General features: G+C 59.1%; 21 protein-coding genes. 12 read left to right on the top strand and 9 right to left on the bottom strand.

What is annotated here, in order from left to right:
* The first annotated feature begins 116 nt into the window (after nt 1–116).
* The gene (lepA, locus tag C816_RS09090; RefSeq protein WP_016322099.1) at nt 117–1,922 is read left to right on the top strand and encodes a translation elongation factor 4; all 1,806 of its coding nucleotides are present in this window, start codon (nt 117–119) and stop codon (nt 1,920–1,922) included.
* A gap of 63 nt (nt 1,923–1,985) precedes the next feature.
* On the opposite strand, the gene C816_RS09095 is transcribed toward lepA, so the two are convergent.
* The 6 genes from C816_RS09095 to C816_RS09115 form a co-directional block, all read right to left on the bottom strand.
* Nucleotides 1,986–2,267: a hypothetical protein gene (locus tag C816_RS09095; protein ID WP_016322100.1), complete on the bottom strand. Its 282-nt coding sequence runs from the start codon at nt 2,265–2,267 to the stop codon at nt 1,986–1,988.
* Nucleotides 2,264–2,479 carry a helix-turn-helix domain-containing protein gene (locus tag C816_RS24250; RefSeq protein ID WP_016322101.1) on the bottom strand — a complete coding sequence of 72 codons (216 nt, stop codon included), beginning with the start codon at nt 2,477–2,479 and terminating at the stop codon, nt 2,264–2,266. Before C816_RS24250 ends, C816_RS09095 begins: the two co-directional genes overlap by 4 nt.
* A gap of 267 nt (nt 2,480–2,746) precedes the next feature.
* The gene (locus C816_RS24500) at nt 2,747–2,914 is read right to left on the bottom strand and encodes a hypothetical protein (protein WP_155978960.1); all 168 of its coding nucleotides are present in this window, start codon (nt 2,912–2,914) and stop codon (nt 2,747–2,749) included.
* A 275-nt stretch (nt 2,915–3,189) separates the two neighbouring features.
* Entirely contained in the window at nt 3,190–4,008 is an 819-nt protein-coding gene (locus tag C816_RS09110) for a DUF4367 domain-containing protein (RefSeq protein ID WP_242832168.1), read from the bottom strand.
* Nucleotides 3,965–4,294 (bottom strand): hypothetical protein, encoded by a 330-nt coding sequence (locus C816_RS24505; protein ID WP_207636912.1) that lies wholly within the window; start codon nt 4,292–4,294, stop codon nt 3,965–3,967. The genes C816_RS09110 and C816_RS24505 overlap by 44 nt, the downstream gene beginning before the upstream one ends.
* A gap of 66 nt (nt 4,295–4,360) precedes the next feature.
* Nucleotides 4,361–4,864, bottom strand: a complete 504-nt coding sequence (locus C816_RS09115) for an RNA polymerase sigma factor (protein ID WP_016322104.1) — start codon at nt 4,862–4,864, stop codon at nt 4,361–4,363.
* Between the two features lie 411 nt (nt 4,865–5,275).
* On the opposite strand from C816_RS09115, the gene C816_RS09120 reads away from it, so the two are divergent.
* The 11 genes from C816_RS09120 (at nt 5,276) to C816_RS09170 (ending at nt 18,753) form a co-directional block, all read left to right on the top strand.
* Entirely contained in the window at nt 5,276–5,815 is a 540-nt protein-coding gene (locus C816_RS09120) for a stage V sporulation T C-terminal domain-containing protein (RefSeq protein WP_016322105.1), read from the top strand.
* Nucleotides 5,816–5,920: 105 nt separating this feature from the next.
* A complete protein-coding gene (locus C816_RS09125; protein ID WP_016322106.1) occupies nt 5,921–7,291 on the top strand; it encodes an alanine/glycine:cation symporter family protein in 1,371 nt (456 codons plus the stop codon).
* An 84-nt stretch (nt 7,292–7,375) separates the two neighbouring features.
* On the top strand, nt 7,376–8,578 hold the full coding sequence (locus C816_RS09130; RefSeq protein ID WP_016322107.1) for a CobW family GTP-binding protein: 1,203 nt from the start codon (nt 7,376–7,378) through the stop codon (nt 8,576–8,578).
* 20 nt (nt 8,579–8,598) lie between these two features.
* Nucleotides 8,599–9,528: a TIGR03943 family putative permease subunit gene (locus C816_RS09135; protein WP_016322108.1), complete on the top strand. Its 930-nt coding sequence runs from the start codon at nt 8,599–8,601 to the stop codon at nt 9,526–9,528.
* 126 nt (nt 9,529–9,654) lie between these two features.
* On the top strand, nt 9,655–11,526 hold the full coding sequence (locus tag C816_RS09140) for an LTA synthase family protein (protein ID WP_016322109.1): 1,872 nt from the start codon (nt 9,655–9,657) through the stop codon (nt 11,524–11,526).
* Nucleotides 11,523–12,035, top strand: coding sequence for a hypothetical protein (locus C816_RS09145; protein WP_016322110.1), 513 nt, complete (start codon nt 11,523–11,525; stop codon nt 12,033–12,035). The genes C816_RS09140 and C816_RS09145 overlap by 4 nt, the downstream gene beginning before the upstream one ends.
* Before the next feature lie 530 nt (nt 12,036–12,565).
* Complete coding sequence (locus C816_RS09150; protein ID WP_016322111.1) at nt 12,566–13,927, top strand: IS4 family transposase; 1,362 nt, start codon at nt 12,566–12,568, stop codon at nt 13,925–13,927.
* Between the two features lie 845 nt (nt 13,928–14,772).
* A complete protein-coding gene (locus C816_RS09155; protein ID WP_016322112.1) occupies nt 14,773–16,629 on the top strand; it encodes an S-layer homology domain-containing protein in 1,857 nt (618 codons plus the stop codon).
* 434 nt (nt 16,630–17,063) lie between these two features.
* Nucleotides 17,064–17,957, top strand: a complete 894-nt coding sequence (locus C816_RS09160; RefSeq protein WP_016322113.1) for an RluA family pseudouridine synthase — start codon at nt 17,064–17,066, stop codon at nt 17,955–17,957.
* A 167-nt stretch (nt 17,958–18,124) separates the two neighbouring features.
* Nucleotides 18,125–18,409 carry a putative quinol monooxygenase gene (locus C816_RS09165; protein WP_016322114.1) on the top strand — a complete coding sequence of 95 codons (285 nt, stop codon included), beginning with the start codon at nt 18,125–18,127 and terminating at the stop codon, nt 18,407–18,409.
* Between the two features lie 11 nt (nt 18,410–18,420).
* Nucleotides 18,421–18,753 carry a cupin domain-containing protein gene (locus C816_RS09170; protein WP_016322115.1) on the top strand — a complete coding sequence of 111 codons (333 nt, stop codon included), beginning with the start codon at nt 18,421–18,423 and terminating at the stop codon, nt 18,751–18,753.
* Nucleotides 18,754–18,822: 69 nt separating this feature from the next.
* Here C816_RS09170 and C816_RS09175 read toward each other — a convergent pair whose 3' ends face one another.
* The 3 genes from C816_RS09175 to C816_RS09185 are packed head-to-tail and all read right to left on the bottom strand — an operon-like array spanning nt 18,823 to nt 21,539.
* Entirely contained in the window at nt 18,823–19,554 is a 732-nt protein-coding gene (locus C816_RS09175; RefSeq protein ID WP_016322116.1) for a type 1 glutamine amidotransferase, read from the bottom strand.
* 3 nt (nt 19,555–19,557) lie between these two features.
* Nucleotides 19,558–20,880, bottom strand: a complete 1,323-nt coding sequence (locus C816_RS09180) for a Mur ligase family protein (protein ID WP_016322117.1) — start codon at nt 20,878–20,880, stop codon at nt 19,558–19,560.
* A complete protein-coding gene (locus C816_RS09185) occupies nt 20,877–21,539 on the bottom strand; it encodes a cyclase family protein (protein ID WP_016322118.1) in 663 nt (220 codons plus the stop codon). Before C816_RS09185 ends, C816_RS09180 begins: the two co-directional genes overlap by 4 nt.
* Nucleotides 21,540–21,543: the final 4 nt, after the last annotated feature.

Consider the following 21,543-nt stretch of genomic DNA (forward strand, 5'->3'; position numbering starts at 1 on the left):
ATGCGGAGTTCGCGCCTCAGGCGCGGGACGGGGGGAGACCGCCCCCCGCGGGGCGGATTCCGAAGGAATACAATTTCCCCGATACCCACCGGGTATCAAAAAGGAGGCCCTTTTATATGGCAAAACAGTCAAATATCCGAAATTTCAGCATCATCGCCCATATTGACCATGGCAAATCCACCCTGGCGGACCGCCTGCTGGAAAAATGCGACGCAGTCTCCCAGCGGGAGATGGAATCCCAGCTCCTGGACAACATGGACCTGGAGAAGGAGCGCGGCATCACCATCAAGGCCCGGGCCGTCCGGCTGAACTACACCGCCGCCGACGGGGAGATCTACGAGCTGAACCTCATCGACACCCCGGGTCACGTGGACTTCAATTACGAGGTCTCCCGGTCCCTGGCCGCCTGCGAGGGGGCCGTGCTGGTGGTGGACTCCACTCAGGGCGTGGAGGCCCAGACCCTAGCCAATACCTACCTCGCCATGGAGCACGACCTGGAAATCCTCCCCGTGTTCAACAAGATCGACCTCCCCGCCGCCGACCCCGCCAAGGCCAAGCAGGAGGTGGAGGACATCATCGGCCTCCCGGCCCTGGACGCGCCGGAGATCTCCGCCAAGATGGGCGTCAACATCGACGCCGTGCTGGAGGACATCGTGAAAAACGTCCCGCCCCCCTCCGGGGACGCGGACGCCCCCCTGAAAGCCCTGATCTTCGACAGCCAGTACGACAGCTACCGGGGCGTCATCGTCTATATGCGCCTCATGGAGGGCCGTCTGCGCACCGGCCAGCAGGTGAGGATGATGGCCTCCGGCGCCAGCTACCAGGTGGTGGAGTGCGGACACCTGCTGCCCCTGGGCCTGGAGCCCTGCGGCTGCCTGGAGGCCGGGGAGGTGGGCTACTTCACCGCCTCCATCAAAAACGTGAAGGACACCCGGGTGGGCGACACGGTGACGGACGCCGCCGCCCCCGCGGCGGAGGCCCTGCCGGGCTACCGCCCCGTCCAGCCCATGGTCTACTGCGGCATTTACACAGAGGACGGCTCCAAGTACCCCGACCTCCGGGACGCCCTGGAGAAGCTCCAGCTCAACGACGCCTCCCTCAGCTTTGAGCCGGAGTCCTCCGTGGCCCTGGGCTTCGGCTTCCGGTGCGGCTTTTTGGGGATGCTCCATATGGAGGTCATTCAGGAGCGGCTGGAGCGGGAGTTCGACCTGGACCTGGTGACCACGCTCCCCTCCGTCATCTACAACGTCTACAAGTCCGACGGCTCCATGGTGGCCGTGGACAACCCCCACAACTACCCGGACCCCTCCGCCATTGAGCACGCGGAGGAGCCCTATGTCAAGGTCTCCATCATCTCCCCCAACGAGTACGTGGGCAATATCATGCCCCTCTGCCAGGAGCGGCGGGGAGAGTTCAAGGACATGCAGTACCTGGACACCAACCTGGTGGAGCTCCACTACCAGATGCCCTTAAACGAGATCATCTACGACTTCTTCGACACTCTCAAGGCCAACACCCGGGGCTACGCCTCGCTGGACTACGAGCTCTCCGGCTACCGTCCCAGCGAGCTTGTGAAGGTGGACCTGCTCTTAAACGGCGACCAGGTGGACGCCCTCAGCTTCATCGCCCACAAGGACAAGGCCTATCCCCGGGCCCGGAAGCTGTGCGAGAAATTAAAGGAGAACATCCCCCGCCAGCTCTTCGAGGTGCCGGTGCAGGCGGCCATCGGCGGACGGGTCATCGCCCGGGAGACGGTGAAGGCCATGCGGAAAGACGTGCTGGCCAAGTGCTACGGCGGCGACATCACCCGAAAGAAGAAACTGCTGGAGAAGCAGAAGGAGGGCAAAAAGAAAATGCGGAGTTTGGGGTCTGTACAGATTCCGACGGAGGCATTTCTGGCTGTTCTCAAGCTGGACGAATAGACTGCCCCTGAATAAGGGACGGCGGGCTGATCATCAGCCTGCCGTCCGCTTTTTGCTTTCCTGTCAGCGCACCGTTACCGGGTCTTCCAAAACGCGCGGCTCCACATAAACAATTCTGGCTTCCTGAAAATTCTCCCAATCCAGCTTTTGCCCGCAGCGGCTGCAAAAGGCTATGTACTCCCGCTCCATCGTCTTCTCACACCTGGGGCAAACCGGATAGGCCGGCGCCCCGTGACAGCGGGAAAAGGAGCGGATTTCCGCCACCGCCATGGGGCGGCGGTAAAGCAGCTGCTCCCAGAGCAGCGGACGCCCGATACGCCGCAAAAACTGCCGTGCCCGCTTCATTTCACGTCCTCCTGATCCTCCTGCACAGTCAGCAGATCTTTCATGGGAACCTGGAGCGCCTCGCTGATTTTGAGCAGCAGAGAGGATGAAACGTTGATATTTTTGGAACACAGATTCCTCAAGTGGCGGTCACTGATGTCCAGCTTCTCCGCCAGTGGCTCCTGCTTGAGATCCTTTTCCTTGATAACCCTGCTGAATTTTTCATGATCCAAAAATATGGGTATACATGTTACCTCCTTGTATTTATCATAGGAGGCGAGGGGCCTGATTACCAGGAAATCAAGTTCCGGCTGCGGCGGATTTTGGAGAAATTTGTCGAAAAAAAGCGAGCCTGCGGTGACAGGCTCGCGGGAAGTGCGGCATATGGATGGTTAGGGAGTCAGCGTACTCCGGCGGTATCCGCCCTTGACACGAGACCTGTTTTATGATGCGGATACGGCAGAAGACGGATGAGAAGCAGCAAGGGGAAATCAGAGGACTCAGGACGGCGCGGTACAGGTGGTGGTAAGGTACTCTCTGGAGTCGGAACCGCCGTCCCGCTCGGCGTACATGGTCAGCTTTGCGTAATACTTGCCACCGGGTTCGCCGTAGTAAGTGTAGTGACCAAGGTGAACCGCGTCATCTTCACGCAGGAGGCCGTTGGCCACGGTCCCTGTAATAGTGGCAACACGGGTGCCGCTCGATTTATATATGATGAGCTCGGAAACACCGACATAGTCTGAGTAAGTAGTCGCGGTGACCGTAAAGTCGATCCGTACAGATCCCTTACTCGTCCCTGGGTATATGCCGGCGCCATAACCGTTTAAGTAAAGGCTGGCGCGAGGAGACAGCTCGATTGCGGACGCCGATTGACAAAGAGAGGCGATCAAAAAAACAAGGGTCACAAACATAAGCGTTAATTTTTTTGCTCGACACATAGAAATCACTCTCCAATAGAATCGATAATCTGTTTCAGTGTTTCCAACGAGAGATCACCGCTGATGACCATGATCGTCTGATCGCTTGAGTATACAGCACAACTTGAGGAAAGATTTGACATGATGTAAAACAGCCTTCCATTGCTGGAGTACTCTTCAACCTCTGCGGCATCCTTTTCCAAAGTATAGCTGGGAATACGGTCATTTTGATAATACTGCTGGACTTCAATGAAAAAAGATTGATCGCCGCAGGTAAATCCGCACAGAATTACCGAAGCCTCTGTGTCTTTACTTACGCTAATGTCTCTTGCCAGCATTGACCCCTCCGGATACCAGATCGGAGCCGGAATCATGACGCCGCATTCATCAAAAGTTCCCTGAACCGCCTGCCGCAGCGCTTCTGACGCCGGGTCCGCTGCACCCATTTCAAACCGAAAGGTTTCCGCGGTCCACTGCGCCAGTGCGCCGAAAATGTCAAAGCCTATCGCCTGCGCCGTAACCATGCAGGAGACGGTCAAAGCCGCAACGGTCGCGGACAGGGGCAGCAGCCGCTTCAAAGGCCGTCTGCGTCTGCGCGCGGTTCCCGCCGCACTCTTCCCGGCGGAATCTCTCATTGGATAAAGGGAACGGCCCGTGCCGTCCGGGGTATTAAAGTATGTTTGGAAGTCCTCCCAAGCCTGAGCGGCGTCGGGAAGAGAATCGGGAGCGCGCTCCCTCTCCCGCTTTTCAATCACCTCCAGAATTTGAAAGATCTGCTCATCGTCCCCGTCTTCCGAAGAGTCAAAATCTGCGCGCAGCAGATTGAGCAGCTGCTCCGTGCTCAACTGATCCAGAAATCCGTACGTCTGCGTTCTGCCATCTGTCGGCATCCCCGCACCTCCTTATAAAGTAATGGCCGCAGGTTGGAAAACCTGACATAAAAATCTGAAAATTTCCAAAAAAATTTTTTTCTAGGCCTTGTTTGATAAATGGCAAAATGTGCAGCGGCGAGAGATTTTTTTGCCGCTCAAGGCGATTTGATGCCGCCATACTCTGTGTATTGCAAGGAAAATCAACGCAAAGCGGCGGAAAAAGATCCGTCGTTTGGGCGTTTTGACTTTTTTCAAACAAGGCCCAACGCTGAAAACGAAAACCGGCGTCCCAAGGGACAACCCGGCCGAACAAAAGCATTTATTTTCAATGTTCCGGAAGCACGTCCTGCAGTTTCTTCCTGATCCGTTCCAGACGCTTCTGACTGGCCCAAACGGAGATGCCCAGCTCCTTGGAAATTCTTAAGTGGCCGTACCCGTTGAGAACATACCGCCGGAATATGTGCCACTCGTCCTCGGTAAGCGTCTCCCGGGCCGCTTCCATAATGCCGGAAATGCTGACGGGGTAGGGGTTGGACGGCGCCGGGACCTCGGGGAGGAAATCATAGTTCAGCGAGAGGAAGATTTTGAGATAGCGGCTTCGCGCCCGTTTGTACTCGCGGATTTTGAATTTCAGCACGCTGATCAGATATGCTCTTGGATTTTCGTGGTGCCGGAGCTTTTCTTTTTGCTGAAGGACTGTGTAGAAAGCGTCCTGAACAACCTCCTCCGCCTCGTACGTGTCATTGAGCTGTGCCCTGGCGTAAATCACCAGGCCGTTGAAGTTGTTCTGGTACAGGGATTCAAAAAACACATCCTGCTCTGGCGGCAAGACCAATCCCTCCTCTTATGGCGTTATCTATTTCTGGAAAAACAAGGAACACCCGGACCGCGCGCCGCACTGACCAGGGCGTTTGCGCGGGGCGCAAAGCAGTCCAAAAGTGAACTAACTATACCATAGTTTTGGCAAAACTGCAATCATTTTGTTAAAAATGTCCGTCGTTTTTCATCAATACAAGGGGGAATGAGCCGGTTTGCCGCCCATGCCGGTTTTTTTTGCCGGTTTTTTGGAAAAGTACGCCGAAGCGCTCTTCCCGCCACAGGCGGCGCCTGGCTCCAAACCTCCGCCTGTCGGAATTTCCAGACATCTCCATCGCTTCCGGCGGCATAAGCCGTAAAAAACAGCGGATACTAGCTTTTGCCAGAGTGACATAGCAACAACACTTTTCAAAGGAGTTTTGATATGAAAGCAACTGGAATCGTGCGGCGGATTGATGACCTGGGAAGGGTCGTTATCCCCAAGGAAATCCGCCGCACCATGCGTATTCGTGAGGGAGACCCCCTGGAGATTTACACCAGCCGGGACGGGGAGGTCATTTTCAAGAAGTACTCCCTCCTGGGAGGCGTGGAGGACTTTGCCGGGCAGCTGTGCGAAACCATGAGCCGCTCCACCGGCTCCATCTGCGCCGTCACCGACCGGGACACGGTCATCGCCGTGGCCGGCGGCGGCAAGCGGGAGCTGATGGGCAAGCGCATCACCTCGGAGCTGGAGCAGATTATGGAGAGCCGCCAGATCTACCAGTACAACGGCGAGGGCCAGGCCATGCCTGTGTCCGACAGCAGCGACCGCCTTGTAGCCAACGTGGCGGCCCCCATCCTCTCCGAGGGCGACCTGCTGGGCCTTGTGCTGTTCATCGGCAATACCCCCGCCGTCCCCGGCGACGCGGAATACAAGCTGGCGCAGACCATCGCCGCCTTTTTGGGCAGGCATATGGAGGCCTGATCGCCGGATGAACGGACGCCTGTGACGGGGCGTCCGTTTTTTTCGGAATATATCCCCATCCACGTCCTATATCCTTGTACCAAGGATTTTTTTGGAGGTGGGCGTATGGTGATGGAGTGGCTGCGGGCCGCCGACGATCTTCTCTGGGGGCCGGGCACCCTGGCGCTGCTGGTGGGGACGGGGGCGTTTTTGACGCTTCGCACCCGTTTTCTCCCCTGGCGGAACCTGGGCTACGCCCTGAGAGCCGCCCTGGGCCGGGAGGCCCGGGTGAGAGGCCGGGACGGCGACGTGACCCCCTTCGCCTCTCTCATGACCGCCCTGGCCGCTACCATCGGCACCGGAAACATCGTGGGCGTGGCCACGGCCCTGGTGGCGGGAGGCCCCGGGGCGCTGGTGTGGATGGAGCTGGCGGCCCTGCCGGGCCTTTCCACCAAGCTGGCGGAGTGCCTGCTGGCGGTGAAATTCCGCCGCCGGAACCGCCGGGGGGAGATGTCCGGCGGGCCCATGTACGTCATGCGGGACGGCCTGGGGCGCCCGGGGGCCGTCATGGGGGCGGCGTATGCCCTCTTCGCCGTGTGCTCCTCCTTCGGCATCGGCGGCATGGCCCAGGCAAACTCCATCGCCGGGGCGCTGGAGGCCTCCTTCGGCGTGCCGGTGCGGATCACCGGCCTGGTGACGGCGGGGCTGGCCCTGGCCGTCATTCTGGGGGGCGTGAAGAGCGTGGCCCGGGCCTCCGCCGCCGTGGTGCCGGTGATGGCGGCGCTGTACCTGGGGGCGGCTCTGGCGGTGCTGTGGGGCTGCCGGGAAAATCTGCCCGCCGGTATCGTCCAGATCCTCCGCTGCGCCGTCTCTCCCCGGGCGGCGGCGGGAGGCGCGGCGGGAACCCTGATGAACACCGTCCGCTGGGGCGTGGCCCGGGGGGTGTTCTCCAACGAGGCGGGCATGGGCTCCGCCGGCATCTCCGCCGCCTCCGCCGCCACCACCAGCCCCGCCCGGCAGGGCTACATCGGCATGACCGGCGCCTTTTTCGACACCTGCGTGGTCTGCACCGTCACGGGCCTGGCCATCTGCTGCTCCGGGGTCCTGGGCACGGCGGACGCCGCCGGAAACGCCGTGGACGGCGCGGCGCTGACCATCCTGGCCTTCCGCTCCGTACTGGGACCGGCAGGGGGCCTGCTGGTAAGCGTCTCCATCGTCCTCTTTGCCTTTACCTCCATCCTGGGCGGGGCGTACCAGGGGGAGAAGGCCTTTGAGTACCTCTTCGGCACCCAGCGCGTCCTGCTGTACCGCCTGGCCTTTGTTCTGGCGGCGGCGTGGGGGGCGGCGGCGGAGCTGGAGGCGGTGTTCCGCTTCTCCGACATCTGCAACGCGCTGATGTGCCTGCCGAACCTGCTGTGCCTGCTGCTGCTCTCCGGTCTCACGGCCCGGGAGCTGGAGGCCTTCCAGCCCGAGGTCCGGCGGAGACGGAAAACGTAAACTTTCTGTAAAAATATTGCATTTTAGAATTTTAATGGTATGATAAAGTCTGGTTCAGAAATTTTATAGAAGGACTTGATCGCTATGACAAAAATCGACATTATCTCCGGATTCCTGGGGGCGGGTAAGACCACCCTCATCAAAAAACTGCTCTCCGAGGCCTTTCCCGGGGAGAAGCTGGTGCTGATCGAGAACGAGTTTGGCGAGATCAGCATCGACGGCGGCTTTTTGCGGGAGTCCGGCGTGCAGATCTCCGAGATGTCCTCCGGGTGCATCTGCTGTTCTCTGGTAGGGGACTTCAACAAGGCCCTGAAAGATGTGGCGGACCAGTTCCACCCGGACCGTATCCTCATTGAGCCCTCCGGCGTGGGGAAGCTCTCCGATGTCATCGTGGCGGTGGAGAACACCGTCTCGGACGTGCCGGAGCTGAAGCTCAACAGCTTCGTCACCGTGGCGGACGCCACCAAGGTGAAGGTGTATATGAAGAACTTCGGCGAGTTCTACAACAACCAGGTGGAGTCCGCCGGCACCATCGTCCTCTCCCGGACCCAGAAGCTCTCCCAGGAGAAGCTGGAGGCCGCGGTGAGCATGCTCCAGGAGAAGAACCCCTCCGCCGCCATCCTCACCACCCCCTGGGACCAGCTGGACGGGAAGACCATCCTCTCCGCCATGGAGAAGGTGTCCCTGGCCGAGGAGCTGCTGGCGAAGATGCGGGCGGAGCATGAGGCCGAGGAGGCTGAGCACGAGCACCATCATCACGACCATGAGGAGCATGAGCACCATCATGACCACGATCACGGGGAGCATGAGCACCACCATGACCACGACCACGGGGAGCATGAGCACCAACATGACCACGATCACGGGGAGCATGAGCACCACCACGACCACGATCACGGGGAGCATGAGCACCACCACGGTCATGAGGAACACGACCACCATCACCACCACGGTCACGAGTGCAGCGACCCCGGCTGCTCCTGCCACGGCCACCATCATCATCACCACCACGCCGACGAGGTGTTTTCCTCCTGGGGCAAAGAGACCCCCAAGGCCTTCTCCCAGGCGGACATCGCCCGGATTCTCACGGCGCTGGACTCCGGCGAGTACGGCAGGATTCTCCGGGCCAAGGGCATCGTCAATGGAACGGAGGGCGCCTGGGTGGAGTTCGACTACGTGCCCGAGGAGCATGAGGTCCGGACCGGCCGCCCCGACTACACCGGCCGCCTCTGCGTCATCGGCGCGGAGCTGAACGAGAAGAAGCTGGCGGAGCTGTTCGGCCTGTAACCGCAGAGAGGACATGTGCCATGGATATTCCCGTCTATCTGGTCGCCGGCTTTCTGGACAGCGGCAAGACCAATTTTATCAACGGCGTCCTGGAGGATGGCTTCGCCCGCCAGGACAAGACCCTGCTGATCTGCTGCGAGGAGGGGGAGGAGGCGTATAACCCCAAGGCCCTGGACAACGTCGCCGTCGTCACCGTGGAGGACGAGGAGGACCTCAAGTGCTCCCAGATGAAGGCCTGGGAGAAGGAGTACCGCCCCAAGCAGGTCCTCATCGAGTACAACGGCATGTGGCAGATGGAGCGGCTGTACCGGGAGGTGCTGCCAGCCAACTGGGTGCTCTACCAGATCATGACCTTTGTGGAGGCCGGGACCTTTGAGGTCTACGCCAAGAACATGGGCCAGCTGATGATGGAGAAGATCACCAACGCCGACCTGCTGGTGTTCAACCGCGCCACACCCCAGCTGCGGGAGGCGCTGCGGAAGCGGAATCTCAGGATGGTAAACCGCCGGGCGGACATCTACTTTGAAAACACGGACGGCACCAGCGAGGACTATCTCACCGGGGACGAGTGCCCCTTCGACCTGAGCCAGGATGTGGTGGACATCCCGGACGAGGACTTCGGCGTGTGGTATGTGGACGTGATGGACCACCCGGACCGCTACGACGGCAGGCTTGTCCACATGAAGCTGATGATGTGCCACTCCAAAAAGTACCCCGGCATCCACTGCCCCGGACGCTTCGCCATGGTGTGCTGTGAGAACGACGTGCAGTTCCTGGGCCTCATCGCCAAGGGCGGCGGGCTGGACGCTTTGGAAAACCGGGACTGGATCGAGGTCACCGCCAAAATGGCGGTGGAGAAGCACAAGGCCTACAAGGGCAGGGGGCCGGTGATGAACATCCTCTCCCTGAGCCCCTGCGAAAAGCCCGCCCAGGAGGTCGTCACCTTCTGATTGCGCTTTGTAATACCACAGCAAAAAACTCCCCTCTGTTTTGAACGGAGGGGAGTTTGCGCTTGCTTTTTAGGGGAAATGCCCTATAATGGGAATATCAATTTTCTGTGGAAAGGATTTATTGTCTTGAAAAAACGCCTTCCAAAATTCCGCCTCTCCCTGCCGCTCGCCCTGCTGACGGCGGTGCTGCTGGCGGGATTCATCACCCTGCTGGCCCTGTGGTGCCAGCCCAACGCCTTCCGGGGCGTGATCTCAAACTTTCTCCGCAAGCCGGTGCTGATCCTGCTGAACGCCCTGCCAGTGGGGCTTCTTCTGCTGGGGCTGGCGTGCCTCTTCCGCAATGTGTTCTTCGGCGCGGCTCTTACAAACCTCATCGTCTGCGGCCTCTCCATTGCCAACCGCGTGAAAATTGAGGTGCGGGACGAGCCCGTGTTCCCCCGGGACCTGGCCCTCCTGAAAGAGGTCTCCAGCGCCGTGGAGAGCTACGACATCCGCTATCCCGCGGGTGTCATTGCCGCCGTGGTGCTGATAACCCTGGCCCTAGCGGTTCTGGGCATCTTTATCGAAGCCAGACCCTTCCCGGCAAAAGCGCGCTGGCAGGGGAGCCTCCTGGGGGCGGCGGGAAGCTTCGGCGCCCTGGCCCTGGCGGTGGTCACCGTCCTGGGCTCCACCGGCCTGTACGACAGCATCGGGGCCTCGAACCCCTACCGCCTGTCCACCGTGTTCAACGAGAACGGCTTCCCCTACAACTTTTGCCACCAGTTCACCACCTTCCTGGTGGACAGGCCCCAGGGCTTCAACCGTGCCCAGGCCGCCGCCTGGGACGAGGCGGAGACCGCCTCCGGCCAGGGCCGGCAGGTTCACCTCGTCATGGTGATGAACGAGGCGTTTTCCGACATCACCGATCATCCCGCCTTCACCTGGGCGGAGGACCCCCTGCCCAATCTCCACGCCCTGCAAAGGGATTCCCACGCCCTCTCCGGCCATGTGGTGGTGCCCGGCTTTGCCGGGGGCACCGCCAACACAGAGTTCGACGTGCTGACGGGAATGCAGACCAACGCCCTCTCCGCCGCCACCACCTCCGCCCTGCGGGTGGTGAACCGAAACCTGGACAGCGTGTTTCGGGTCTTTGGGGACGAGGGCTATCACACCTCCTTCTTTCACCCTGGGGACGACTGGTTTTACAACCGGGAGAACGTCTACCGCTGGCTGGGGGCGGAGGAGACGGTATTCGTTGACCAGATGGAGGACCTGGAGTACAAGGGCCGCTGGGTGACGGACGCGTATCTCGCGGCCTTTATTGAGGAGAAATTTCAGGAGGCCGTGTCCGGAGGCCAATTGCTTTGCAGCTACACCACCACCATCCAGAACCACATGTCCTACACCGCCGACAAGTACGGCGAGGGGTACGGCTTTCCCCCGGTACAGGCCTCCGGCCTCTCGGAGGAGGTGGAGACCATGCTGGCGGTGTACGCCGAGGGCGCCCGGGACGCCGACGCCATGCTGGGCCGTCTGGCGGACTATTTTGCCGGGACCGACGAGCCGGTGGTGCTGGCCTTCTGGGGGGACCACCTGCCCTATCTGGGAGATAATCAGATCGGATACCGCCAGCTGGGGCTGGACGTATTTCCCGGCCCGGAGGGGCAGGAAAACCTGACGGCCTATGAGACGCCCTACGTGATTTGGGCCAACGACGCCGCAGCGGAGGTGCTGGACTGGGAGAACGCCCTGGAGACGCTGGACCTGCATCCGGGCGGACAGATCTCCGCCTGCTTCCTGGGGGCGGCTCTGCTGGAGCTGACGGGCCGGGGGGAGGCCACGCCCTGGTTCGCCTTTTTGAACCAGCTGCGGCGGCAGGCAACCGTGGTCCAGAAATCCCTCTGTGTCTCCATGGACGGCAGTACCTTCACAGATCCCGCCGGGGACCTGGCGGAGAACATCGCCAAGTGGAGGCAGTGGAGCTACTACAAGCTCAAGTACAAGGAGATTCCCTCATGAAAAGCCGCCGGATGGCCCTGTGCGGCGTCCTCTGCGCCTTGGCAGCGTCGCTTCTGACCCTGGGCGGGGTGATTCCCATCGCCACCTTCTGCGCGCCGGTGCTGGCCATGGCGGCGCTGCTGCCGGTGCTGGAGGAGTACGGCCCCCGGGCCGCCGGCACGGCCTGGATCGCCGTGTCCCTTCTGGCCCTGGTACTGGACCCGGACCGGGAGGCGGCGCTGGTGTACCTGTGCTTTGGCTGGTATCCCATCCTGCGGCCAAAGCTGGCAAAGCTCCCCTCCCGGCCGGTGCGGGCGGCGGTGAAGATCGCGGTCTGTACCGGGGTGTGCCTTCTGCTCTACGGCGTGGTATGGCGGGCGCTGGGCCTGCCGGAGGCTCCGGCCGCCGGGGGCTTTGAGATGTTTCTGCTGGCGCTGGCCAACGCCACATTTCTGATTCTGGACCGGGCCCTGGAGCGGCTGACGGCGCTGTGGCGGCGGAGGCTGCGGAGGCGGTTCCTCCGGCCGTGACGGCGCGGACCGATGTGCTGTTTTTGGACAAAGAGACCCTCGGCGCCTCCAGGCGGGCTCCCGCTCCCTGCCAAGCGCCACGCGGCCCAAAAAGAAGGGTCCTCGTGATTCCGCATGCAAAGGCACTGCGTAAAATAGATTTCGGGAGAACCATTTTTTCGGAAACTGTAGAAAAAGATCAGGGCTATGAATACCAATGTCATTAAATTAAGCGATTTAAGGGCCAGATACGGTGTATCTGGCCCTTAACGCAATCCGGCAAATTTGGTTGCGTCGTTTAGCCGATTGTAAACAAATTGAGAATCATGCCGCAAATTACTTGACAGCCGCGGTATCGCATTACTAAAATGAAAACAAATTATCGCCCAAACAAATTCGTAGCGTTTTACGCATACCAGGGGCAAGAAGAAAACCATTTTTAATTAACAAATAAGTGACGAATATGAAAGGCGACGCCCTCACAGATGAGAGGGCGCGTCTTTCTTGCTTTTCTGGCGATAGTTTCACAACTATCGAAAAGAGGAAAAATTATGGAAAGGCTTGAAAATCGTCACAATTCAGGCGCTCAAGCGGCTGTATCCGAGGAAATAGCTACGGACAATACGCTGTCCCTCGCCGACCTGCACAAGCGTAATTTAGAGCGTACTATAGCCAATAGTGTGGACATAGCCCACACAGCCCGCAGCCAGAAGCTGCCGCCTGAGAAGCTTATCAACTTCCTGATCGCCGCCGAGGGCGGGCCGCTGGCGAAGGAGCTACACCGCGCCGGAATTGACGCTACTCCCGCCGCCGTGTCTCAGCGCCGCCGTCAAATCCCGCCCGATGTGTTCCGCAAGGTGTTTTTGGACTTCACATCCTCCAGCGCATATAGTCAGCCCAATCGCGGCTACAAGGGCTGCCGCGTCCTGGCCTGTGACGGCACCGCAGTCAACATGGCCCGCAATCCCAATGCACCCAGCTTCGTCTGCAATAACAGCGCACCGCGGGGGTATAACCAGTTGCATTTGAGTCCTCTGTTTGACATCTACGACCGCACCTACTTTGACGCGGTGATCCAGCCCGCCCCCAAAAAGGACGAGCCGGGCGCGCTGGTGGAAATGGTCAAACGGAACCGCTTCAACCGCAGGACAATTATCGTCCTCGACCGGGGCTACGAAGGTTACAATGTCATGGCCCACCTGATGAACACCCCGAATGTCTACTTTGTCCTTCGGGTGAAGAACAACCGCTCCGCCATGCGGGAAATCGCTCGTCTGCCCATGCTGGAACTGGATTGCGACCTATCCTTCACCATATCTACCACCCAGACCAATGAGGACAAACGCAACCGCCACATCTACCTCCCCCAGCCGAAAAAGAGTAAACCCGGTTCCACCACCCGGCACGCCCGTTGGGACTTTCCCAGCCCTTACAACATGCAGCTCCGCATTGTTCGCTTTCAACTGGACAACGGCAATTTTGAGACGTTGGCGACCTCACTTCCCCGGTCGTTCACCGTTGACGACTTGAAGGAAATCTACCACCAGCGTTGGGGAATTGAGAGCAGTTTCCGAAGTTTGAAGTATAGCGCGGGGTTGATAAACCTCCACGGCAAGCGGGACGATTTTGTAGAGCAAGAGATTTATGCGGCGTTGACCGCTTTCAATTTCACAAGCCGAATCGTGCAAGAAGTCGTCGTTCGACAACCAAAAGATGGTGTATATTCCTATACTGTGAACTTCAAAATGGCGGTTGCTCTTTGCAAAGAATTTCTCAATGACCCGGACATAACCGGGGGCGCGGTCATGCAGGAAATTGGCCGAAATACTGTTCCAATTCGACCGGGGCGGCAAGATGAACGAAACCTTCGGGCAAAGGGTTTCGGCTGGTTCACCTACCGTATCGCAGCCTAAGAAGCCGCAAGCCCAAAAAACGGGGGGCGGGGGGTATTCCTCCGCCCCCTCATTTCCGCATTTTTTTGAAAAAGCCGAAAATCGGCCCCGAAAGGGCTGATTTTTCAAAAAAGTGTGCCACGATAATTTAACGGCAGAAAATCTGTGTTCAAGATTGTTGTTCTGCCTGAAATCTCAACATGTCCCGGAAATGTAGCAGAAAACGGCGGTTTTCAGTTTTTCTCGTAGAAATCACGCTTACGCGCAAATCACAACTTGTCCCCGAAATGCTATAAAAGTACTTTTTGCACCCCCTGATTTTTTGAAGGAAATTGTCTCAAAATCAGCCGTTAAGTTAAGGAAAAATCCAAATTTCAACAAGTCTTGCCCATGATATAAAAATGAGCGGTTCTTGTCAAAAACTGCAAGAATCCAAAAATACCCCGAAAAAATCAACAAGTCCGGGAAATGTCGATAAAAAAGCGGGAAAGTCCGTTTTTACAGACTTTTCCCGAAAACACCCTTGCAATTTCTTCCGTCATAGGTTAAAATAGTTGCGGAGACATAAATAGCGGCAGAGCATAGCGGGTTGCCGCCCGCTACGCTCCGATGAAGAGTGTCCTAACCACTCAACACCATAGTCTATCCAAGACTACACCGTATCTCCCATTATACTGTCATATCGCCCAATTTGCAACAGGAAATGGGTTTGGTGTTTCGCTTTGATTGAATTTCAGTCAGGCGGTGTTGAGTTATACGCTCAACACCGCTTTTTATGTTTCCAACAGACCCCAGGGCGGGGGCGCGTCCCCCCGCCCGCCCTTCGGGGCTTTGTTGGAAATTTTATTTTGAGAGGAAGAAGGTAAATGAAAAAGAGATTGTTTTCCTTTGTGTTGGCTCTTGCACTCTGTATGGGGCTGACTGTTCCGGTGATGGCGGCAGATCCTGAAGATGCGCCCTATTATGGCGCTTCTACATGGACCAATCATACGGCATATGGATTGAGCGGAATAAAGATTTCAAAATCCAGTAACGCCGCTGATAGGAAAGCATTTGAAGAAGCAACAGGCCTGACCGTGTTTTCTCAAAAAGAGGTATTCGTAATCGGTGATTCCCCTAAAGGCGGAGTATTTACACAGGAGTATTTGGGTTTGAAGGACAGCACCGGGACTGTTGTATTTCCGGCGGAATTTACCAGTATGGAATACATTGGAGAAAACCGGATCGTTGCGAACAGAAGTGATAAAACGCGAAAGGACGAGGCCACCAAAAGTTGGGCAGAGTTAGGTTTTGGCGTTTATACGACCAACGGCGCTGAGTTGTTCCCTCCCTCTGCGGCTTCTATTGCTTTTGCGAATAAAGACAATCGGACGTTTTTGATTACACCAATGGCCGGGAACGGAAAAACATTCGATAACATCAGCACTGTTGGAATGGAACAGATATTCTACCTTAAAACCTGTGTCGGCCTGTATGATTGGGATTTTAAGGAATTGCTTTCCCCCAAAACATACGCCTACATTGAGTATATGCAGGATGGGTATTACCTTATTCGAGAAGGACACGCGGAAACAGACGGAACTTGTTATTGGTCCTACGGTATTTATAAATATGGAACCGGCGTGGTCATCCCCTGTCAGCGGGAAATTGGCATTTCCTATCTTGGTTCGGATATGTTCCGGGTTAGGACAGCGCCGTTCTGTTATGGCGCTGTCGATGGGAGCGGCAGGGAGGTTCTTCCGGCAATTTACGCCGGAATCCGCTCCTACAGCAACGGATATTTTGCTGTAGCTATCCCCAGAAGCGAGCAGTATCGCCAGCGGGCAATCAAAGAAAACTCTCCAACCGAAAGTTATGATAACCGTCATGGTGCGGGAGACACGTCGGATGCGGAGGGGTATCTCACTATGGGCATTGTGGATTCAAATGGAACTGTATACAGCTCATTTGACCACGATTTGGCCTATATCGCGGAAAATGGCAGAGCCTATCTCAAAAGATGGAACGGCGGACATGAAAAGTATTATCCATATCCTAACATAGCAGGCTGGGACCAGCTTTTCCACATTGTCAAGAGCTACAACATAGAAACAATTTCTTTGTCATCTCTCACACCTACCGGAAAAACATTCACAGATATTTTACATGAGCGGGGTATTACCATAGATGGGACATCTATACCTTCCACTCCCGTCAGCTCCACTGTTGGCGGCTTCGTCGATGTGAAAGAAAGTGATTATTTCTCAGACGCGGTCCTATGGGCCGTAGAAAAGAACATCACCAGCGGCACCAGCAAGACCACGTTCTCCCCCGACGCAACTTGCAGCAAGGCGCAGATTTTGACTTTCCTGTGGCGCGCTAACGGCTCACCGGAGCCGATGGCAGAGAATCCTTTCACCGATGTTAAGACTACCGATTATTTTTATAAAGCAGCTCTGTGGGCCGCTGAAAATGGTTTGGTGTCCGGCTCCACCTTTGGAGCAAATACAGACTGCACCCGCGCTATGACGATGGAATACATGTGGAAAGCAGCGGGAAGTCCGGCGGCTTCCTACAATGGAAAGTTTAACGATGTCCCCGCCAGCGCAGACTATGCGCAGGCCGTAGCGTGGGCCGTGGAGCAGAAGATTACCAGCGGCACAGGCAGCAGTAACTTCTCTCCCGCCGCTACCTGTACCCGCGGACAGATTGTCGCCTTCCTGCACCGGGCTATGGGGAAGTAAATGCGGGTAGCTTCCGACGTTTTAACAACATAAGGGCCATGAAAAAGCGCCCACCACCTTTTGAAAATGTAAAAGGTGGTGGGCGCTTTTTTCAGGTGCTGGAAATCCTTAATTTAATGACATTGCTATGAATACACAGCGTTTCTTTTGTTATAAGATGTTATGCGGATCAGAGATTGACAGCGGCCATCAGAATTCCCGGCAAACGGGCCGGCCCCTGCAGGCGGCAGTGCGCAGATTGGCGAGAGAGCGTTGTGTATTTCAAGAATTTTAACCCGGCACAGCGGAAAACGATCCGCCGCCTGGACATTTCGCCATTTTTCAGACAGGGCCTGCCGGTACGGCTTCTTATTTTGCAAACCGCAGAAAAACCACTGGGCCCTCTGGTCAAATCCATGGATCTGTGGTATGCTGGCAGGTGAAAGGATGTGCCTATGGAAACCATCTCCTACACCATTCCGCCGGAACAGGACGGAGCTACCGTCCGCCACATTCTCCGGGCGCGGCTGCGCTTCTCCTCCCACGCCATCTCCCGCCTGACCCGGGCAGAGAGCGGCATTCTGGTCAACGGAAAACACGCCCGCACCGTGGACATCCTCCGCGCCGGGGACGTGCTGACTGCGGAGACTGGGGATCACCGCCTGCCCAGGACCGCCGTCATCCCCGGCGACTGGCCTTTGCCCGTGGTGTGGGAGGACGGTCATCTGATGGTGGTGAACAAGCCCGCGGGCATGACGGCCCACGCCTCCAACTTTCTGCCGGATACCCCTACCGTGGCGGGCGCCCTGGCCTGGACCCGGGGCACGGACTTTCTCTTTCACCCGGCGAACCGCCTGGACAAGGGCACCACCGGACTGATGGTCGTCGCCAAGAGCGGCTATATCCATAACCTGCTGCGCCGCGCCCTCCACACGCCGGATTTCTGCCGGGAATACCGGGGGATCTGCGTAGGCTGCCCGGAGGCGGAGCGGGGGACGATCAACGCCCCTATCGGCCGGGACGAGACCTCCACAGTGGCCCGCATGATACGGCCTGACGGCGCCCCGGCGGTGTCCCGCTATGAGGTGCTGGCGCGGCGGAGGGGGCTCTCTCTGGTGCGGCTGCTGCCGGAGACGGGACGCACCCACCAGCTGCGCCTCCACATGGCCTCCATCGGCTGTCCCCTGGCGGGGGACTGGCTCTACGGCACGGAGGACTCGGCCCTGATCTCCCGTCCGGCTCTCCACTCCTGGGGCCTGAGTCTGGTCCATCCGGTCACCGGAGAGCTCCTGCGGCTCAGGGCGGAGCTGCCGGAGGATATGGAAAAACTCTTAGGACCGTCCACATAAGCCCAAGGGCAGGGCTCTCCGGCAAATTTTGCCGGCTGCCGCGTGAATTATCTTTGACGTACGTCCGTACGCCTGCAAATTTTTGCCCTGTATCTGGCAAAAATTTGCCCGGGAATCCGCACATTTTTCTTATGTGAACGGGCCCTAAAAAATAGGAGGAAGAAAATATGCTTACCTGGAATGTCACCTACCACACAAAACCCGGCCAGAGGACGGCCTTCTATGAGGCCCTTACCCAGTTGGGCGTTCGGGAGAACTCCCTTCAGGAGGAGGGCAGCGTGAAGTACGACTACTATTTCGACGCCCAGGACCCCAACGCGCTGCTGCTGGTGGAGACCTGGACGGAGCCGGCCCTCCAGGAGGCCCACTGCCAGACGGAGCTCTTCGCCAGGCTTCAGGTGCTGAAGGTCAAATACTGTGCGGATGTGACCATCGACAAATTTAACTACTGAGGAAGCCGGATATGAGCGAGCGCATGAAAAACATCGCCAAAAACGAGGCCCTGCGGCTGGACGGCCTGGTCTCCTATCAGGAGGGGCAAGTGGTCAGCCGCACCTTGGCCCAGAACCCCCACGTGAGCCTTACCCTCTTCGCCTTTGAGAAGGGGGAGGAGATCAGCGCCCACTCCTCCGGCGGCGACGCCCTGGCGACGGTGCTGGAGGGCACGGGCCGTTTTACCGTGGACGGGGAGGTCCACATTCTCGGGCAGGGGGAGAGCCTGGTCATGCCGGCCGGCATTCCCCACGCCGTATACGGCGTGGAGCGGTTCAAGATGCTTTTGACGGTGGTATTTTAGGGCCTGCTCGCACAGACCCAGACGCGGACAGAAAAGAGGACCGGCGGCCGCCGGTCCTCTTCTTCATTTTTACCGGCCGAACCGGCGGCGCAGCTGCTCCTCCGTCACGGCGTACCCCTGCACCGCCCAGCTGTCCGCGGCGCGCTCCTCCGGGAGCGGTTCGCCCCGCCTGGCATAGAGGGCGGCGGCCACGGTCTCCAGCAGCTTCGGGTTCTTCACCAGGATGGGCCCTGTCAGCTCCGAGGCGAAGACATTTTTCCAGTGGAAGCCCTCCGGGGTTCCGGGGCCCTCATTGCCAATGCCGAACTCCACCGAGGTCAGCAGCGGCGTCTCCACCCCGGTAACGGCGCCGCACTTGTTCATAAAGCCCACCACCGCCTCCGGAAAGAGATCTGTATGGCCGTAAACGTCCTCCGCCATCCGCTTTTCACCGTGGACGGCGGAGAAGCCCGCCAGGCCGATGCCCGCATAGGAGGTCCCGTCCGCCTCGGTGACAGAGGCGCCCAGCAGCTCCATGGCCGTGCCGGCAAAGAGCATGGCCGTGCCGGCCTCCGCGGCGGCCTTCACAGCGCCGCCGAACCGGGCAAAGTCCTCCATGGCGGCCCGGGCCGCACGCTCCGTGCCCGCGCCCATAAAGAGGAAGTCCGCACCGGACAGATCCGCCTCCTCCCCGGGCCGCACGGTCTCCAGGGAGACGGAGTTCCCCAGCCGCTCCAGATACCGCTTCAAAACCGCCGTGTTGGCATAGCTGCCGTAGAGGCTCATGAGGTCGGGGTAGAAGTGGATGAATCGAAATTCCATGTCTCACGCCTCCTTTTCCACATGGGAGAGCAGCTTGTCCCGGTCGGAGAAGCAGGTCACAACGTAAAGCGCCCCGTCCCCGGCGGCTTTCAGCTCCGCAGCCGCCGCCGCGATGTCCGGCTGGACGCGCCAGTTTTTTACCTCCGTGTAGGAAAACCGCTCCGCCAGGTCATTGCAGTACCGCCCGGAGAGAACGACCTCCTTCACATGGGGCGCGTTCAGCTGGCCGAAGTCGACGTCCCACAGCCAGCTGGTCTCGCTGGTGAAGTACTTCCGGCTCACCGCGTCCACGATCACCAGTACCGTACAGTCCTCCTTCGAGGCGGCGATGTAGCGGAGATTGGTGTCGTAGGCGACGGAGTTCTCATGCTTGCTGGTGAGCAGGGTGCCGCGGCGGCTCCCCAGGCGGAAGGTCTGCATCCGTCCGTTTTTCAGCAGGTAATTGCTCAGGACGCCGGCGGCGGTCTCCGCCGCCGTGCCGGCCCGGCGGCACACGGCGTAGGCCGCCAGGATGTTGTAGACGTTGTAGATGCTGCGAAAGGCCAGATCCACCGTGACCGCGCCGTCAATGGTCAGCACGCCCCTGTCCAGGTCCACCGCGGTGGCGGTGCAGTCCGTGGCGGGCTTTTGATGGCCGCACTTTGCGCAGCGGTAGGCGCCGATGTGGTTGTAGTGGACATAGTCATACTCCATGGGCGCATGGCACACCGGGCAGTACGCCCCGTCGTGATACGCGCCGGAGGGGGCGTCCAGGTCGATGGAACACCGGTCCAGGCCGAACCACTGTACCTTCTCGTGCCCCCTGGCAAAGCAGCTGGAGAGGGGATCGTCGGCGTTCAAAATCAGCTCCGTCTCGGGGTGGATGGCGGGCAGGATGGCGTCGTAGACCCACTCCGGGTGGCCGTTGCGGGTGAGCTGGTCCCGGTAGAGGTTGGTGATGACGAACTCTGTGGGGTGGAAGTGGCGGAAGCTGTACCGGGCATAGCGCTCGTCGCTCTCCAGCAGCAGCACGTCCGCCCGGACGGTTCCCCCCAGCGTGGCGTGGGTCAGGATCAAGGTGGCGACGCCCTCGATCTGGTTGGAGCCCTCCTGATTGTAGATGACGTTCTTTCCATCTGCCCGGAGTATGGCGGCGATCATCTCCACGGTGGAGGTCTTGCCGTTGGAGCCGGTGACGGCGATGATGTGCTCGGGCAGCCGCACCCGGGACAGGATGTCCGGGCAGACCTTCAGCGCCAGCTTTCCCGGCAGGGAGCTGCCCTTGCCCACCAGCCTGCCGGCAAAGCGGCCCAGCTTGCACAGGACGATGGCCAGAAACTTTCTCACCGTCTTCTTCTCTCCCCTTCAAATTTCTCCCGCAGCTCCGCGAAGGCGCGAATGGGGGCGCCGTCGGCGTTCTGGAACTTCATGGGCAGGGCGAAGAACAAGAAGTCCTTCCGCCCCCGCACCTTCTCCAGGCACAGGTTCTCCAGAATCACCGCGTCGGCCTTCATCAAAATGGTATGTACCGTGGGCGGGCCGCTGAGCCGGTCCACGCTGAGAGCGTCGGTCCCCACGCCCTTGAGGCCGCAGGAGGTCAGATAGTGGGCCGCCTCCTCATCAGGGACGGGGAATGTGTCCTCCAAAAACGCCTCCGTTCCCCAGCGGCCCTCCCATCCGGTGCAGAAGAGGACATAGTCCGCGCAGTAGATGTCGTCGTGGCGGGAGCGGAGAAACTCCGCCGTAATCACCGGCCCTACGCCGGACACGTCCAGCGCCGTGGCCCGGCCGGAGAACTGGGACATGGGCATCTCGTCCAGGTTCCGCCCGTCCCGCAGCAGGTGGGAGGGGGCGTCCATATGGGTCCCGGTATGGGAGCAGAGGGAGAGCTGGGTGGTGCGGCAGCCGTCCTTCGTGATGGTGGAGCCCTTGGAGAGGACGGGAGCAGGGTCGCCGGGGCAGACGGGAATCTCCTGGGTAATGGTGTGGGTCATGTCAATCAGCATGGGG

The sequence above is a fragment of the Oscillibacter sp. 1-3 genome (genome assembly GCF_000403435.2).
Classification (GTDB): Bacteria; Bacillota; Clostridia; order Oscillospirales; family Oscillospiraceae; genus Oscillibacter.